Source organism: Streptomyces odontomachi, from assembly GCF_024435355.1.
In the GTDB taxonomy this organism is placed as follows: domain Bacteria; phylum Actinomycetota; class Actinomycetes; order Streptomycetales; family Streptomycetaceae; genus Streptomyces; species Streptomyces odontomachi.
This window is the reverse complement of record NZ_JAMJWG010000018.1, coordinates 126,677-142,411: the sequence shown is the minus strand read 5'-3', so window position 1 is coordinate 142,411 and position 15,735 is coordinate 126,677. Positions and strand designations below refer to the sequence as shown.

The window sequence follows — 15,735 nt, the reverse complement described above, 5'->3', positions numbered from 1 at the left end:
TGCCCCGGGGCGACGCGCCGTGGGAGGATGCCCGCCCCGGAGGGCACAGCCCGGTAATAACAGCCCGGTAATATCCGCACCCACCCTGGGCATCCGCCTGGGAATGGAGAGTTGGGAAAACAGCCGGTGCATCCGGCTGCACCGCCCACCGCCCGCGGAGTACCCTCCTTGATCGTTGAACGGGCAGGCTCGGGGGAGCGGAAGGCGGGTGCACGGGTGAGCTCGGGAGGGCTGGGGCTGCCCCCTGGTGACGACGATCGTGGGGGGATCCCCTCGGACGTCCCACCCGGTGGCGTGTCCCTGGCACGGCCAGTCGAGATGGAGTCCCAGATCGGTCCCGAACTGGACTGGGGCGCCGAGGACTGGAGCGAGGTGCGCACCCGCGCCCAGCGCGCCGGCCGTGCCTACATCTGGTTGAACCTCGTCGAACAGCGCCTGCGCACCGTCGTCTCCGCCGTCCTGCGGCCGATCTACGAACCCGTGCACGGCCAGGAGGACTGGGTGGTGGCCGCGGCGGGTCCGGCCGGCCAGGAGTGGGTGCAGCGTGCCGTCGCGGTGCGCGAGGTCAGCCGCCGCAAGGGCTACCTGCTGGACCCCGCCGACGACAACGTCATCAGCTTCCTGACGTTGCCCCAGCTGCGCGAGCTGATGGTGCAGCACTGGCCGTGCTTCGAGCCGTACGTCGACGACCGGCGCGATGTCGAGCTGGCCCTCGACGAGCTGGAGGTCGCCCGGAACGTGGTCTCCCGCAACCGTGCCCTGTCCGAGACCGTGCTGGCCCAGGCCGAGCGCGCCTCGGCCCGGCTGCTGGAGATGCTGGGCGCCGGATCCGACCTGCCGTCCGCACGCCGGCTGCCCGTCGACGCCGTCGAGGACCTGGTCGGCGACCGGTACGCGGACGTGGTCGGCGTCCACCCCGACCGGGTGCGACTGCTGCGGCAGTTCCCCGCCGAGGACATCTTCGGCGGCGCCCGCCGGCTCGACGCGATCGGCATCGGTCTCAACCTGCTGGTGCAGAACTTCTCCGGGCGCCGTCTGATGCGCCTGGCCGAGTCCGGCTGCCGTGTCCGGCTGCTCTTCCTCAACCCGGCGAGCAGCGCCATCAAGCGCCGTGAGCGCGAACTCGGCCTCAAGCGCGGCGAGCTGAGCCGCACCGTCGAGATGAACATCCTGCACATGCGGCGGGTCAGGGCCCGGCTGCGTGACCCCGGAGCCTTCGCCATCCAGGTCTTCGACGAGACCCCGCGGTTCACCGCCTACCTCGTCGACGGCGACGGCCCGGACGGTGTGGCGGTCGTCCAGTCGTACCTGCGCAGGACGCGCGGCATGGAGGCGCCGGTGATGGTGCTGCGCGGCGGCGAGCGCCTGGTCAAGCCGGGGGAGACGGCAGAGTCGCAGGAGGGCAGTCTCTTCGCCACCTACCGCGAGGAGTTCGAGCTGACCTGGGGCGATGGGCGACCGGTGTCCTGACGCCCACGGCCGGTGCCCGTGACGTCCGGGTCCTGGGCACCGGCGCAAGCGGAATGGTCTCCGCCTGATTGTCAGTGCGCCGTGCGACCGTGAGATCACTCGGGGACACGCCGCGGCGCCGCAAGGATGGGCCGCGCCCTTCTCCCGTGCCGCTCCGCCCTGCGCGAAGCGCGCCGGGCTGTGCGGGCGGGGGCTGCGCGTCGTACGGGACACGGGGACGATTCGCACCCAAGGGGGACACATGGGTTGGCACACGGAGCCGCTGCTCGGATTCGACCTGGAGACGACGGGCACGGACCCCGCCGAAGCGCGGATCGTGACGGCCGCGGTGATCGAGATCAGGGCGGATGAGCTGCGCGGCCGCCGCGAGTGGCTGGCCGACCCCGGCATCCCCATCCCCCCGGAGGCCATCGCCGTGCACGGCATCAGCGACGAGCGCGCCGCCGCCGGCCGCCCCGCCGCCCAGGTCGCCGACGCCCTCGCCGACGTGCTGGTCACCGCCTGGCGTACCGGCGTCCCGGTCGTCGCGTACAACGCCTCGTTCGACCTGACACTGCTCTCCGCCGAGCTGCGCCGCCACGGACTGCCCGCGCTGCGCGACCGGCTGGGCGGCGCGGACCCGGCGCCCGTCATAGACCCGTACACGATCGACCGCACCGTGGACCGCTACCGCCGCGGCAAGCGCACCCTCCAAGCGGTCTGCGCGGAGTACGGCATCGCGCTGGAGGGAGCCCATGACGCGGCGGCCGACGCGCTCGCCGCCGCCCGCCTCGCCTGCGCGATAGCCGTCCGGCACCCCAAGGTGGCGGAGCTCGCAGCCGCGGACCTGCACCTGCGCCAGATCGGGTGGTCGGCCCGGCGCGCCGCCGACTTCCAGACGTACCTGCGCCGCCAGGGCGATCCGGAGGCGGTGGTGGACGGCCGGTGGCCCCTGCGGGAGCTGCCGGACCTCGTGAGCTGATCCGGCAGCCGCGGTGCGGCGGCCCGGCGGGGGGTGCCGCGGCGTGCCCCGAGGGGCACGGGGCCGTGACGCGGTGCGCCGCGTGCGCTGGTGTCCTGTGTCCCCGACCGCCTGCGCCCACCTGCCGGCGGTCGAGACGGTCGGGGCCACCCCTCGGGACGGTCGGGCGAGACGGTCGGGGGCTGCCCCTCGGGGCGGCGGCCGCCTGCCGTTTCGTCGTGGCCGGCCGGGCTCCACCATGGCCGGGCGCGCGGTTCTTCGCGCCCCCGTGAGGCGCGTCAGGCCTTGGCCGTCAACCAGACCGTGGTGTCCGGCGGGAGCTGGTCGCCGGAGATCTCGCTGCTGGTGAGGACCACGTCACCGGACGGCAGCGGCACCGAGCGCGCGGACATGTTCGTCACGCACTGCCAACCGGAGGAGCGCCCGAAGTGCAGCACGTCCTGCGAGGAGTCGAACCAGCTGAGCGTCTCGTCGCCGAGCAGCTCGCGGCGCAGCCGCAGCGCGGCCCGGTAGAGCTCGAGCGTCGAACCCTCGACACCGTCCTGCGCCTCCACCGACAGCGGCCCGAAGACCGCGGGCTGCGGCAGCCACGCACCACCGGACCCGAAGCCGTACGACGCGCCGCCGCGCGTCCACGGCAGCGGCACCCGGCAGCCGTCGCGGCCCTTGCGCCCCCGCTTCGTCTGCTCCCACACCGGATCCTGGAGCGCCTCGACGGGCAGGTCGGCGACCTCCGGAAGCCCCAGTTCCTCACCCTGGTACAGGTACGAGGAGCCGGGCAGCGCCAGCATCAGCAGGGTCGCCGCGCGCGCCCGGCGCCGCCCGAGCGCCGGGTCGGCGACCGGCCGGGCACCGTCCGACAGCAGCCAGGCGTTCAGATCGGTGCGGGCCGGCAGCGCGAGCCGGGAGGCATGCCGTACGACGTCGTGGTTGGACAGCACCCAGGTCGCCGACGCGCCCGCCACCTTCGCGGCGTCCAGCGAGCCGGCGATGACCTCCCGCAGCTTCGCTGTCGACCAGTCGGTCTCCAGGTACTCGAAGTTGAACGCCTGGCCCAGCTCGTCGGCGCGGGCGTAGAGCACCCGCCGCTCGTTCTTCACCCATGCCTCGGCCACCGCCATCCGCGGCGGCGTGTAGGAGTCGAACACCTTGCGCCAGTCGCGGTAGATCTCGTGCACCTCGTCCCGGTCGAGGAACGGGTGGGTGCCCGGCTCCACCGCGTTCTGCATGCCACGGAACTGGTCGGGGCCCAGGTCGCGCAGTGGCTCGGCGAGGTCCTTCGCCAGACCGTGGGCGACGTCGATGCGGTAGCCGTCCACCCCGCGGTCCGACCAGAACCGCAGGGTGCGCCGGAAGTCCTCCCGCACCTCCTCGTTCCCCCAGTTGAAGTCGGGCTGCTCGGGGGTGAACAGATGCAGGTACCACTGCCCGTCGGGCACCCGCCGCCAGGCGCTCCCGCCGAACGTGGACTCCCAGTCGGTGGGCGGCAGCTCACCCCTGTCGCCGCGCCCGTCCCTGAAGACATACCGGTCGCGCGCGGCGGAGCCGGGCCCGGCGGCAAGCGCTTCCTGGAACCAGACGTGCTGGTCGGACGAGTGGTTCGGAACGATGTCGACGATCACCTTGACGCCGAGTCGGTGCGCTTCGGCGACCATCGCGTCGAAGTCGTCGAGCGTGCCGAGCCGGGGGTCGACGTCCCGGTAGTCGGCGACGTCGTAGCCGCCGTCCTTCAGCTCGGACGGGTAGAACGGGCTGAGCCACAGCGCGTCCACGCCCAGCCTGGCCAGATGGCCCAGGCGCCGGGTGATGCCGGGTATGTCGCCGATGCCGTCGCCGTTGCCGTCGGCGAAACTGCGCGGATACACCTGGTAGATGACGGCCTGCCGCCACCAGTTCGGGTCCTGTGAGGACTGGTCCAGCGAGGCGTGCTCGGTCACGAGGACTCCTTCGAGATGCAGCGGATGAGAGGAGACGAGGGGGTGGCGGAGGGGAAGCGCACGTGGGGGGGCGAGGCGGCGTCGGCGAGGAGGGGTCGGCGAGGACGAGGCGGCGGGCACAGGCAGAGGGCGACAGGCAGAGGGCGACAGGGCGCGGGGGAGCCGGCCGGTGGAGGCCGGCCGGCGCCCGCACCCTGTCAGCCCTTCACCGCTCCCGACGGCGAGGGCCGTGCGGAACTCGGGTCCGGACGGGCCGCCCTCGAAGCCGGGCCGCGGGCCCGCCCCGATCCGGCCGGCCAACGACGACGGGCCGGGGTTGTCGCCGACGCCCCCACGCATACGTCCAGTTGCGCAGGAACACCCATGAGGGTTCTGCGGCTCGAGGTCATGGATGCGGCGCTCCAGGGGTGGCTGGGAGAGGGGTTGGGGGAGCCTGTCTGACAACGCTTGCACGCTAGGGAGAGTCGGATGAGCGTGTCAATGGATCGCGTGGGAGAAGAATCGGCCGGTCTTTGTGTGACTGTGGCTGTATTGACGCGGCAACTCTCGTGAAAATGGGGTGGTTTGGGTTCCCCGTGACGGATGAGGTTCCGGATGGTCATGCTCCGCTTCGTATGACAGCGCTGTCACACAAGGGCGTCAACGGGGCATGCCCTGTGTTACGTTCCCGGCATGCCCCCCGCCCAGCGACACCCCACGATGGCCGATGTGGCCGAGCGTGCCGGCGTGTCCGTCTCCACCGTCTCGCGCGCCCTGCGTGGCCTGTCCACCGTCTCGCCCGACGCGCGACGCCGGGTGGACGAGGCCGTCCGCGCGCTGTCGTTCGTGGTCTCCCGCCAGGCCGCCAGTCTCGTCACCGGCAAGACCGGTGCGGTGGCGGTGCTGGCGCCCACCCTCAAGTCCTGGTTCGTCGGCTCGGCCCTCGCCGGCCTCGGCGCCGCGCTCCGCGACACCGGCCTCGACCTGCTCGTCTACAGCGTCAGCGACCTCGCCGACCGAGCCGTGTTCTTCGACCGGCTGCCGGCCCGCCGCAACGCCGACGCGCTCCTCGTGGTCTCCTTCGACCTCACCGCCGAGGAGAGCGCCCGCCTCGACGACCTCGGCATGCCCGTCGTGTACGTCAGCCAGCAGGCCGAGGGCCGCGCCAGCGTGTACGTCGACGATGTCGCGGGCGCCCGGCACGGCGTACGGCACCTCGTCAACCTGGGGCACCGCAGGATCGCCTACGTCCATGCCGCGCGCGGCCCGTCCGGGTTCTCCTTCAGCTCCCGGCGCCGCCTGCTCGGCTACCGCGAGGCACTGGCCGAAGCGGGCATCGAGCGCGACGAGAGCCTCGTCGTCGAGGTGCGGGCCAGCGGCCGGCGGGGCGCGGAGGAGGCGGTCGGTGCGCTGCTCGGGCTGCGCGAGCCGCCCACCGCGATCTTCGCGGAGATCGACCAGGTCGCCATCGAGGTGATGGGGGTGCTGCGCGGCGCGGGACTCGACGTGCCCGGCAGCGTCTCCGTGCTCGGGTTCGACGACCACGAGATGGCCGAGTGGATGCAGTTGTCGACGATCGCCCAGCCGGCGGAGGAGATCGGCCGGGTGGCCGGCGAGCTGGCCCGGGCCCTCATCGACGCCCCCGACGCGGACCCGGCTCGGCATGTCGTGCTGCCGACCCGGTTGATTCCGCGCGCCAGCACGGGGGCGCCCCGAGGGGGCGGGGGGAACGGTGCGGGCGACCCGCCCCCGGCGGATGGCCCGGATGCGACGGTGCCTGCCCCCGCCCGGCGGTGAGGCGGCTCGGCGACCTCTCCCAGGGATGCGGTTTCCGGAGCCCGGGGACCGCGCACGGTGCCACCCGTGCCGTCGGGTCGCCCTCGCCGGAGCGGTGCGCCGGGTGGCCGGCCACCGCCGGTGCCGCTAGCGTCACCGTGTGGATGAGGACGAACGGCTGTCGCACGCCTCGTCGTTCGGCGCGGCGGCGGTCGCCTACGCCGAGCACCGCCCGGACTACGCGCATGCCGCGGTGCGTTGGGCGCTCCAGCACGCGCCCGGCCCGCGCGTGCTCGACCTCGGCGCCGGGACCGGCAAGTTGACCGCCACGCTGGTCGCCCTGGGTGCCGACGTCGTCGCGGTCGAGCCCGACCCGAGGATGCTGACCGAGCTTCGCCGCCGCCTACCGGACGTCCGTGCCCGCTCCGGGAGCGCCGAGGCGATACCGCTGCCGGACGCCTCCGTCGACGCCGTGCTGGCCGGCAACGCCCTGCACTGGTTCGACATGGCCGTCGCGGGACCCGAGATCGCCAGGGTCCTCGCGCCGGGCGGCGTCCTGGCCGGCCTGTGGAACCTCATGGACGACCGGGTCGAGTGGGTGGGCGGGCTTGCCCGGATCAGCGGGGGCGCGGCCGTCGGCCCGCGTGACACGCCCGCCGGCTGGCGCGCCGAGACGGCCGGCATGCACCTCCCCAAGACCGGCGCTGCGGCCCGGTTCGGCTCGCCGGAGCAGGCCACGTTCCCGCACGGTCAGCGCCGCACCGCCGACTCTCTCGTCGCGACCCTCGCAACGCGCGCGGGAGTGCTGGTCATGCCGGAACCGGAACGAGAGGTCACGCTCGGCCGGATCCGCGCTGCCCTCGCGAGCAGACCGGAGACCGCCCGCGGCGAGTTCACCCTCCCGATGCTGACCGGCGCGCTGCGCGTCCGGCGGCTGTGACACGGCACACGTCCGCAACGCACCACATGTCCGCAACGAGGACGGCGACCCGGTGCCCCAACGACCTGCCGAGGCGGCGTGCCGGGTGAGGCGTCCCGGGGGAGGCGGGCCGGTGAAGGGTCAGGCGAGGTGGCCGGTGAAGGCCGTCTGGAAGTAGGCCCTGTGTAGGGACGCGCTCTGACAGCGCGCCGGTCACGCATGCGCTGCCGCTGGCCGGGTCCCTGGTGACCGGCCAGCGGCGGGCCCACGTCCTGTCGTGGACGGACGCTTCTAGAACGGATACCACCGCACCGTCGCGTCCCCGTCCCGCAGGGACGCCACGCGGCGGCGGAACTCCTTGAGCGCCTTCGGGTTGCTGGGCGCATGCTGGGCGACCCAGGCGCAGCTGGCCGTCTCGCGGGCGCCGCGCAGCACCGCGCACCCCTCCCAGGTGCGCACGTCCCAGCCGTACGCGTCGGTGAACTCGCCGTAGACCGTGGCCCCGAGCCCGTACCGGTCACAGCTGAGCGCCATCACGACCAGGTCGTGTTCCCGCAGGTCCGAGGAGAACGTCTCCAGGTCCACCAGGACGGGCCCCTCCGGACCCACATGGACGTTGCGGGGGAGCGCGTCGCCGTGGATCGGACCTGCCGGCAGGTGCGGCGTCAGCGCGGCGGCCTCGGACGCGAAGGAGTCGCGGCGCGCGCGCAGGTACGCCGCGTCCGCCGGGTCGATGGCGTCGCCGGCGAGCCGCAGCCAGCGCTCGACCCCGCCGAGCAGTTCGCGGCGCGGCAGCGGGAACTCGGGCTCGGGCAGGGCGTGCACCTGGCGCAGCAGTATGGCCAGGTCCTGGGGCCCGGCCGGACGCACCGGGTCCGACAGCCGCTGCCACACCGTCACCGGGTGGCCGTCGACGAGCAGCGCCTCGGGCTCCGCTGCCCGCGCCGCGGGCACGTCGGCCGCGGCCAGCCAGCGCGCGACACGCAGCTCACGCCGTGCCCGCTCCAGCAACTCCGCGTCCCGCCCGACCTTGACCACCACGTCATCGGCCGCGAACACCGCGTTCTCGCCCAGCGCCAGCAGCCGTGCCTCGGTCACCGTGCCCGGCGGCAGCAGCCGCGCCGCGTCCAGCACCTCACGTGCCCGTGCCTCGTCCACCGTGTCGCCTCCCACCTCGTGCTACGCCCGCCCCGCACCGGGCCGGACGGCCGCCAGTGTCCCATGTGCGTCGTTCCTCGAGCCGATCCGCTGTCAGAGGGCCGCGTTAGCGTTCGGTTCCGACGCACCCCACCCCACGCAACACCTGGAGGAGCCGTGGTGGCCGCTGAATTCTCGCCGATACCGGAGCTGAACCTCCTCAAGGACTTCGAGGACACCATGGAGGCCGCGTATTTCTCGGACGGCTTCGAGCTGTGGCAGTACGGTGGCCCGGACCCCGGACTCGTGGCGGACTGGATCGGCCTGAAGGCCCCCCTGAGCCCGCGCGAGCAGGACCGCGTGGACCGGCTCGTGCCCTTCGCGCAGGCCACCGGATCGGGGTCCTTCTACGCGCTGTGGCGGTGCGACGACCGTCCGGACCTCGGCACGCTTCCTGTGGTCTGCTTCGGCGACGAGGGCGATCTGGACGTCGTCGCGGCCGGATTGCAACCGTTCTTCCAGACGCTCGCCTGCGACAACGAGTGCTTCCTGGCCGACTGGGAGGACGAGGCGGACAAGGACGAGGACGACGAGGAGCACGGCAGGGAACTCGCCCAGGGGCACGCGGAGTTTCTCGCCTGGCTGGAGCGGACCTTCGACCTCGGCCTGCCGGAAGACCCGCTGGCGGACCCCCATCCCCTCACGGACGCGGCACGCAGGGCGTACGGCCGGCGCCTCGCCACCTGGTTGCAGGAGGTCTCGCCGGGCGGCACGTTCGAGATCCCCGTTCCGCCCTACCGGTAGGGACGGCACCCTTCCGCCGGGCGTGCCCTCCCTCGTGACCCGGGCCGCGCACCGCACCTTGACGCAACGTCGCCGCGTCAGCACCATGACGGAGTCCACCGGGGTGGCCGGACGGCGGCCGATGAGGCGGGCCGGGCGCCCATGAGCGCCTCGAAGGAGTCGATCCCGTTGACCCTGGCCACCGAGGCGCCCCGGTCGGTGCGGGGCACGCCACCACGTGAGGCGCACCGCGGTGCCGATCACGGCGCCTGGTTCCTGGTGCTGCCCGCGCTCGTGCCGATCCTCATCCTGAGCGTGGCGCCACTGCTCTACGGCATCGTGCTCGCCTTCACCGACGCCCAGTCGGGGCGCACCGCGGCGACCCGCTGGACGGGCCTGGTCAACTTCAGCGACCTGCTGCACGACACGCTCTTCTGGGAGTCGTTCCGCATCGGGCTGCTGTGGGCCGTCGGCGTCACCGTGCCGCAGTTCCTGCTCGCCCTCGGCCTTGCGCTGCTGCTCAACCAGGACCTGCGGATGCGCTGGCTGGCCCGGGCGCTGGCGATCATCCCCTGGGCGATGCCGGAGGTCGTGGTCGGCATCATGTGGCGCCTCGTCTACCACCCGGATGCCGGCGTGCTCAACGAGACGCTGCGCCGGCTCGGGCTCGGCGGCAACCACGACTGGCTGACGTCCCTGGGCACCGCGCTGCCCGCCGTGATCGTCGTCGGGGTCTGGTCCGGCCTGCCGCAGACCACCGTCGCACTGCTCGCCGGCCTCCAGCACACCCCGCGCGACCTGCACGAGGCCGCCGCGCTGGACGGCGCGGGCGCCTGGCGCCGCTTCACCACGGTGACCTGGCCCGCGCTGCGCCCGATCGCGCTCGCGATCAGCTCGCTCAACTTCATCTGGAACTTCAACTCCTTCGCCCTGGTGTACGTGCTCACCAACGGCGGTCCGGGCGGGCGCACCCGGCTGCCGATGCTGTTCGCGTATGAGGAGGCGTTCCGTTACGGGCAGTTCGGCTATGCGGCCGCCATGGGCTGCGTCATGGTCGCCGTGATCTCGGTGATCCTGGCCTGCTACCTGGCCGGCCGGTTGCGGGGAGGCGACGAGTGAGCGGCGGGGCGACGGTGCGAGCGGGGGACAAGGCCCCGAAGGCGGCGGCGGCCGGTCCTGCCGGTGGGCTGCGGACCCGGCGGGCGGCGCGTGCGGGACAGTACGTGGCGCTGCTGGCCTATCTCGCCTTCCTGGTCTTCCCGTTCCTGTGGCTGGTGTCGACGGCGTTCAAGCCGCCGCGCGAGCTGGGCAGCCTGCACCCCACCTGGATCCCGCAGGACCCGACGCTCGCCAACTTCCGTCAGGCCTTCGCCGAGCAACCGCTGCTGCGGGCCGGGCGCAACTCCCTGCTGGCGGCGGTGGGCGCGGCCCTGATCGCGGTGGCCGTCGCCACCCCGATGGCGTACGTGCTGGCGCGCCGGCGCGGGTTGCTGGCGCGGGCGGCGACCGGCTGGGTCGTGGTCAGCCAGGCGTTCCCCTTCGTGCTGATCATCATCCCGCTGTTCCTGCTGCTGAAGGACCTCCACCAGATCGACTCGCTGCCCGGCCTGACCCTGGTCTACGTGGTCTGGGCCCTGCCGTTCGCGCTGTGGATGCTGGTGGGGTACGTACGGGCGGTGCCCGTCGAGCTGGAGGAGGCGGCCGCGGTGGACGGCGCGGGACGGGCCCGGATCCTGCGGTCGGTCGTCGCACCGCTCCTGGTGCCCGGCATGGTGGCGACCGGCCTCTTCGCCTTCGTCAGCGCGTGGAACGAGTTCTTCTTCGCCCTCGTCCTGCTGAAGTCGCCGGACCACCAGACGCTCCCGGTGGTGCTCACCCACTTCATCGGTGCGGAGGGCGTCGCCGACCTCGGCCCGCTCGCCGCCGCCGCGTTCCTCGCCACGCTGCCCTCGCTGGTGATCTTCGCGATCATCCAGCGCCGGATCACGGGCGGCGTGCTGGCGGGGGCGGTGAAGCACTGATGCGGTCAGCCGGTCAGCCGGTCAGCCGGTCAGCCGGTCGGCCGGTCGGCCGGTCAGTCGGTCAGCCAGGTGGTGCCCTCCGGGGTGGTGCCCCCCGCCCTCGACGATGGGGCCAGGGAAAGCCGCCTGAGCGCCCCTGCACCGGCCCTCCCCTGACCCACCAGGCCCCACTACGCTCCCGCCCATGCTGCCGACAGCTGTCTTCGCCGCCGTTCCGTACGTCCTCGCGGCGCTCCCGTTCCTCCTGGGCGCGCTCTGCCTCTACGGCGGCCTCAGCGGCCTGCGCCACGCCAACCGCCTGCGCCGCACGGGCGTTCGCGCGGAAGGCGAGGTCGTCCGCATCGAGGAGAACCGGCACGGCGACGTCGGCAGCTCCAGGCCGCAATACCCGGTCGTCTCATGGACCACGTCGGACGGCACCCCGATGGAGACGCGCTCCCCGATCGGCGTCTCCCACGCTCCCCGCTTTCAACCAGGCGCCCGCATCACCCTCCACTACGACCCGTCCGACCCGGCGGCGAACTGGGCCATCGACGGCTTCGGCACGACGTCCGCCCGCATCGGCATCGCGGTGGGCACCGTCCTCGTCGCCTTCGGCCTGTGGCTTGCCTGGTTGATGGCTTAGGCCGGGGTGCCGGCGATGCGGGCGGCGGCAAGTGGTCACCGCCGGCGGGCCGCCGTTCACCCAGACACTTGATCGATGGCGCCGTCCGGTGCGACGGGGAGAATGCGGCCATGCACATCCGAACCGTGCGCCTGGAGGAACTGCCCGTCCTTCAGGACATCGAGAGGGCTGCCGGGCAGTGTTTCCGAGACATCGGCATGCCGGAGATCGCGGAGGACGAGCCGCTCTCGCTCGCTGAACTCGCCGCCTACCGGCACGCCGGGCTGGCCTGGGTCGTGGCCGGTGACACCGACGTACCGGTCGCCTACCTGATCGCCGACCGGGTCGACGGCAACCTCCATGTCGAGCAGGTCTCGGTGCACCCGGGCAGCGCGCGGCGTGGTGTGGGTCGGTCGCTGCTGGACCATCTGGCGGGCCACGCCACGAGCGAGGGCGTACCCGCCTTGACCCTGACCACGTTCACCCACGTCCCGTGGAACGCCCCGTACTACGCTCGCTGCGGTTTTCGGCTCATGGACGACAGCAGGCTCACTTCCGGTCTGCGGAAGATCTGTGAGCGCGAAGCGGCCCACGGCCTGGATCGATGGCCGCGGGCTTGCATGCGCCGGGCACTGTGACACCACGGCACCGTCGGTATCGGAAACGTCTCCTGACGGGACGCTGTCCGCTCGGATGCGGGATCAGGCCAGCTTGCGGCCCCACGCGGTGATCAGCGGTGCGAGCATGAGGTCCAGGTCGCCGCGCGCGAGGTTCGCGAGATGCGTCTCGATCTCCTCGGGCGTCGCCAGTCCAGCGGCCAGGAGCTGGTCGCGGACGTGCTGGACCGTGGCCGCCTCCAGGACCGCGCACGCGCGTGACGCGATGGGGAAGTAGGCCTCGGCGCCGACGTCCGTCAGGGCCGACTCGCGCAGCAGCCGGGGCAGCGTGCGACCGTACGCGAGGTCGGCCCCGCGCTCGGCCATCAGCGTGCGCATCCCGGTGCGCAGCCGGTTCGCCAGTGCTTCGGCGGGGCCGCTCTCGTCCGGGCAGGCGAGTGGCTGTAGGGCCGGGTCCCCGTCCTCGATCACCAGCCATCCGCCCGGCCGGAGCGCATCGATCATCACGCGCATCGCGGCAGCGCGATCCTTCAGGTGGACCAGCACCAGCCGGGCGTGGACCAGGTCGAACGTGTCGGCCGGAGGTGGGTCGTTGAGCACGTCGTGCCGGCGTACCTCGAGCGCGCCGCCGGCCGCGGGCTCGGCCCACGACACGTCGATGTCCGTGGCCAGCACCCGGCCGCCGGTGCCCACGCGCTCCGCCAGGCCGCGCGGTACCGAGACGCCGCCGGCTCCGACCTCCCAGCACCGCCAACCTTCGCCGAGCCCCAGGTCGTCGAGGTGACGAAAGGTCCACGGGTCGAACAACTCGGCGAGCGCCACGAACCGTTCGCCGGCCTCCGGGCGACGGTTGTCGAGCAGATAGCGGTTCACCACACCAGTATGGCCCGGCCGACGTCGCGCAGCCACCAGACGTCGGCGAACGTCACGGTCGGGCCGTTGTGCGGCGTGCGCCGGGCAGGCGGGCTGGGAGGTTACTGCCTCACCGACGGCGCAGCGGCTACCAGCGGGCGACGAGCGTCTCCTCGTTGCCCCGATTGCGGTACAGCCAGGTGGTCCCCGGCGCGACGCTCCCTGTCAAGTAGGCGACGATGGGATCCCGCTGTGTGGCGCTGTCGAGCTCGCCGAGCAGCTTCAGGGCGTCGGGCAGGGGGAAGAAGGCGGCCTGTTCGATGTCGTCGTCCTCGGGCGCGACATCTCCCGACCACTCGTCGATCTCGAAGGCGGCAGCCAGCGCCGAGGGGTGCCGCTCGGAGTCGATGTGCATGAGGAATGCGGTCCGTACCGGGACCCCGACCAGCAGCCCCGTCTCCTCCCGCAGCTCACGCCGGAGGGCTTCGTGCATGAGCTCGCCGTCCTCGACCCCGCCGCCGGGGAGGGACCAGTAGAGCGCACCGCCGGCGCCAAGGCTCTCCCGCACGAGCAGGATCTCGTTGCGTCTGCGGATGATGCCGATGACCAGTTGCACCCGTGGTATCGGGACCTTCGTATCCTCCACCGTCATAGCGCCGACCGTACGGGGCAGACCGAGGCTTGCAGGCTCATGGGAGTGCTCCATGGGAGTGCTCATCAAAGGGGCTCGTCGGAGGGGCTCATTCGGCTCGGATCATCTCCGCCGCCTTCTCCCCGACCAGCACGCTCGGCGCGTGGGTGTTGCCGTGCGGGATCGTCGGGAACACCGAGGCGTCGGCAACGCGGAGTCCCGTGACGCCGTGGACGCGCAGTCGGGCGTCGACGACTCCGGTGGATTCCGATCCGATGCGGGCCGTGCAGGACGGGTGGTACGTGGTGGCGATGTTGCGTCGGATCTCGGCCTCGATTTCCGAGCGGCCGGTCGCCTGCCCGCCGGGGTGGAGTTCGCGCGTGGTGAGGCCGCGCACCGGCTGTGAATTGGCCACTTCACGTGCCCTTTCGATACCCGCGACCATCGAGTCCAGCTCTGCCGGGTCAGAGAAGTAGTTGAACGTCAGAGCGGGCTTTTCGGCCGGATCGGCGCTCCGTAGCCGCACCTGGCCGCGGCTGCGGGAACCCACCAGTGAAAGCGCGATCGCATAGGCCGGCTTGTCGTGGGTCGCGAATCCGTGGTCCCAGAAGAACACCGGCGCGCCGAACATCTGCATGTCGGGCGCGGCTTCTCCCGGACGCGTACGGAAGAACGCCACCGCCTCGCCGACATTCGACGTCAACAACCCGCGTCGCGTGAGGAAATACTTCGCCAGTTGGACCGGCGACTGTGCCTTCGCGAGCGTTCCGCGCGCCGTGGTCTCGAAATTCGCCGCGTAGAACGGGTGGTCCATCATGTGCGATCCGACATTCGGGTTGTCGACGACAACCCGGATCCCGTGCTGCGTGAGGTGATCGGCCGGCCCGATCCCGGACAGCATCAGGATCTGCGGGGTGTTGAAAGCGCCCGCTGACACCACGACCTCGCGATCGGCCCGGTAGAAGTCCTGCCGTCCGGCACGTGTGGCCTCGACGCCTACGGCACGTCCGTCCTCGATGCGTAGCCGGTGGACGTGGGCGCCCGTGAGCACGGTGAAGTTCGGGCGCTTGCGTGCCGGCGTCACGAAGCCATCGGCGGTGGTCCAGCGCATGCCGCGCTTCTGCGTCACCTGGTTGAGGCCGACACCGATCTGCTCCGCGCCGTTGAAGTCGTCGTTACGCGGCATTCCGGTGGCGATCATGCCTTCGACGAGGGTCTCGCTGAGGGGGTTCGGCGAGCGGAGGTCCTCGACGTGCAACGGGCCGTGTGCGCCGTGGTATTCACTTTCGCCCCGCGAGTTGCACTCCGACTTCTTGAACAGGGGAAGCACCTCGTCGTACGACCATCCCGTCGCACCGGACTTCGCCCATCCGTCGTAGTCGTGCCGGCTTCCGCGGATGTACATCATCGCGTTCATCCCGCTGCAACCGCCGAGGTATTTGGCCCTGGGGTGATAGATCGAACGGCTATTCAGATGGGGCTCGGGCTCGGTGCCGTAGTTCCAGTCGAGGTTTGTCCGGAACTGGGTCGCGAACGCCGCTGGGATCTTGACGTTCGTCGGCTTCTCGGCGCCGCCTGCCTCGATCAGGAGGACCCGTACGTCCGGATCCTCCGAGAGCCTCCCGGCCACGACTGCGCCTGCCGACCCCGCACCCACCACGATGTAGTCGAACGTCGCCATCAGCCCTCACCAGAGTCGTCGTCGGTCCGACCACGTTCGCACCCTCGGGCAGATCCTGCTTGGCATTGCATCCGATTTCGGACGCCGCATTGTGCGCTTGTTCACTCAGGTTTCCCGCGCGATGTCCGCGCCGCTCACCCCGGCTGGCATGCCTATCCGGCTGGGGGTCCGGGGGTCATCCCCCGGGAAAATGCAATACCTCGCCGCTATTTCCTTCGCCAGGGCCAGTCCCAGAAGACCGACGAGGAGCGGGACGCCCGGTCGCGCACGGCGTCGAGGGTCCCCGCCCGCAGGTCCGCGACGGCCGACTCGTCGCGGGCGACGACGAGTCTGTGCTGACCATGGTGACTCCGCGCGCCGATGTGGC

14 protein-coding genes are annotated in these 15,735 nt (G+C 72.1%); 9 read left to right on the top strand and 5 right to left on the bottom strand.

Annotated features, from left to right (window positions below):
- Positions 1-216: 216 nt before the first annotated feature.
- A complete protein-coding gene (locus tag NQO67_RS31305) occupies positions 217-1,470 on the top strand; it encodes a DUF5919 domain-containing protein (protein ID WP_255953707.1) in 1,254 nt (417 codons plus the stop codon).
- A gap of 241 nt (positions 1,471-1,711) precedes the next feature.
- Positions 1,712-2,431 carry a 3'-5' exonuclease gene (locus tag NQO67_RS31300; protein ID WP_255953706.1) on the top strand — a complete coding sequence of 240 codons (720 nt, stop codon included), beginning with the start codon at positions 1,712-1,714 and terminating at the stop codon, positions 2,429-2,431.
- Positions 2,432-2,709: 278 nt separating this feature from the next.
- Here NQO67_RS31300 and NQO67_RS31295 read toward each other — a convergent pair whose 3' ends face one another.
- A complete protein-coding gene (locus NQO67_RS31295) occupies positions 2,710-4,368 on the bottom strand; it encodes a glycoside hydrolase family 13 protein (protein WP_255953705.1) in 1,659 nt (552 codons plus the stop codon).
- A gap of 672 nt (positions 4,369-5,040) precedes the next feature.
- Here NQO67_RS31295 and NQO67_RS31290 point away from each other — a divergent pair.
- Both NQO67_RS31290 and NQO67_RS31285 read left to right on the top strand, forming a co-directional pair.
- On the top strand, positions 5,041-6,144 hold the full coding sequence (locus NQO67_RS31290; RefSeq protein WP_308295719.1) for a LacI family DNA-binding transcriptional regulator: 1,104 nt from the start codon (positions 5,041-5,043) through the stop codon (positions 6,142-6,144).
- A 139-nt stretch (positions 6,145-6,283) separates the two neighbouring features.
- Entirely contained in the window at positions 6,284-7,063 is a 780-nt protein-coding gene (locus tag NQO67_RS31285) for a class I SAM-dependent methyltransferase (protein ID WP_255953704.1), read from the top strand.
- A 270-nt stretch (positions 7,064-7,333) separates the two neighbouring features.
- Here NQO67_RS31285 and NQO67_RS31280 read toward each other — a convergent pair whose 3' ends face one another.
- Positions 7,334-8,200, bottom strand: a complete 867-nt coding sequence (locus NQO67_RS31280; RefSeq protein WP_255953703.1) for a phosphotransferase — start codon at positions 8,198-8,200, stop codon at positions 7,334-7,336.
- Positions 8,201-8,359: 159 nt separating this feature from the next.
- Here NQO67_RS31280 and NQO67_RS31275 point away from each other — a divergent pair, with 159 nt between their 5' ends.
- From NQO67_RS31275 to NQO67_RS31255, 5 genes are all read left to right on the top strand, one after another.
- Positions 8,360-8,983, top strand: coding sequence for a hypothetical protein (locus tag NQO67_RS31275; RefSeq protein WP_255953702.1), 624 nt, complete (start codon positions 8,360-8,362; stop codon positions 8,981-8,983).
- Positions 8,984-9,151: 168 nt separating this feature from the next.
- Positions 9,152-10,081, top strand: a complete 930-nt coding sequence (locus NQO67_RS31270) for a carbohydrate ABC transporter permease (RefSeq protein ID WP_374119209.1) — start codon at positions 9,152-9,154, stop codon at positions 10,079-10,081.
- A gap of 68 nt (positions 10,082-10,149) precedes the next feature.
- Complete coding sequence (locus NQO67_RS31265) at positions 10,150-10,983, top strand: carbohydrate ABC transporter permease (RefSeq protein ID WP_255953775.1); 834 nt, start codon at positions 10,150-10,152, stop codon at positions 10,981-10,983.
- A gap of 184 nt (positions 10,984-11,167) precedes the next feature.
- Positions 11,168-11,608 carry a DUF3592 domain-containing protein gene (locus NQO67_RS31260; RefSeq protein ID WP_255953700.1) on the top strand — a complete coding sequence of 147 codons (441 nt, stop codon included), beginning with the start codon at positions 11,168-11,170 and terminating at the stop codon, positions 11,606-11,608.
- A 110-nt stretch (positions 11,609-11,718) separates the two neighbouring features.
- The gene (locus NQO67_RS31255) at positions 11,719-12,225 is read left to right on the top strand and encodes a GNAT family N-acetyltransferase (RefSeq protein ID WP_255953699.1); all 507 of its coding nucleotides are present in this window, start codon (positions 11,719-11,721) and stop codon (positions 12,223-12,225) included.
- Positions 12,226-12,288: 63 nt separating this feature from the next.
- On the opposite strand, the gene NQO67_RS31250 is transcribed toward NQO67_RS31255, so the two are convergent.
- The 3 genes from NQO67_RS31250 to NQO67_RS31240 all read right to left on the bottom strand — a co-directional run bounded on the left by NQO67_RS31250 (position 12,289) and on the right by NQO67_RS31240 (position 15,368).
- A complete protein-coding gene (locus tag NQO67_RS31250; protein WP_255953698.1) occupies positions 12,289-13,077 on the bottom strand; it encodes a class I SAM-dependent methyltransferase in 789 nt (262 codons plus the stop codon).
- A 127-nt stretch (positions 13,078-13,204) separates the two neighbouring features.
- Positions 13,205-13,708 (bottom strand): NUDIX hydrolase, encoded by a 504-nt coding sequence (locus NQO67_RS31245; RefSeq protein WP_255953697.1) that lies wholly within the window; start codon positions 13,706-13,708, stop codon positions 13,205-13,207.
- Positions 13,709-13,796: 88 nt separating this feature from the next.
- Positions 13,797-15,368, bottom strand: a complete 1,572-nt coding sequence (locus NQO67_RS31240) for a GMC family oxidoreductase (protein ID WP_255953696.1) — start codon at positions 15,366-15,368, stop codon at positions 13,797-13,799.
- Positions 15,369-15,735: the final 367 nt, after the last annotated feature.

Bases quoted from the DNA above. Each gene is read 5' to 3' on its own strand.
- NQO67_RS31255 (WP_255953699.1), top strand. From the start codon at position 11,719: ATGCACATCCGAACCGTGCGCCTGGAGGAACTGCCCGTCCTTCAGGAC.
- NQO67_RS31245 (WP_255953697.1), bottom strand. From the start codon at position 13,708: ATGACGGTGGAGGATACGAAGGTCCCGATACCACGGGTGCAACTGGTC.
- NQO67_RS31260 (WP_255953700.1), top strand. From the start codon at position 11,168: ATGCTGCCGACAGCTGTCTTCGCCGCCGTTCCGTACGTCCTCGCGGCG.
- NQO67_RS31300 (WP_255953706.1), top strand. From the start codon at position 1,712: ATGGGTTGGCACACGGAGCCGCTGCTCGGATTCGACCTGGAGACGACG.
- NQO67_RS31290 (WP_308295719.1), top strand. From the start codon at position 5,041: ATGCCCCCCGCCCAGCGACACCCCACGATGGCCGATGTGGCCGAGCGT.
- NQO67_RS31240 (WP_255953696.1), bottom strand. From the start codon at position 15,368: ATGGCGACGTTCGACTACATCGTGGTGGGTGCGGGGTCGGCAGGCGCA.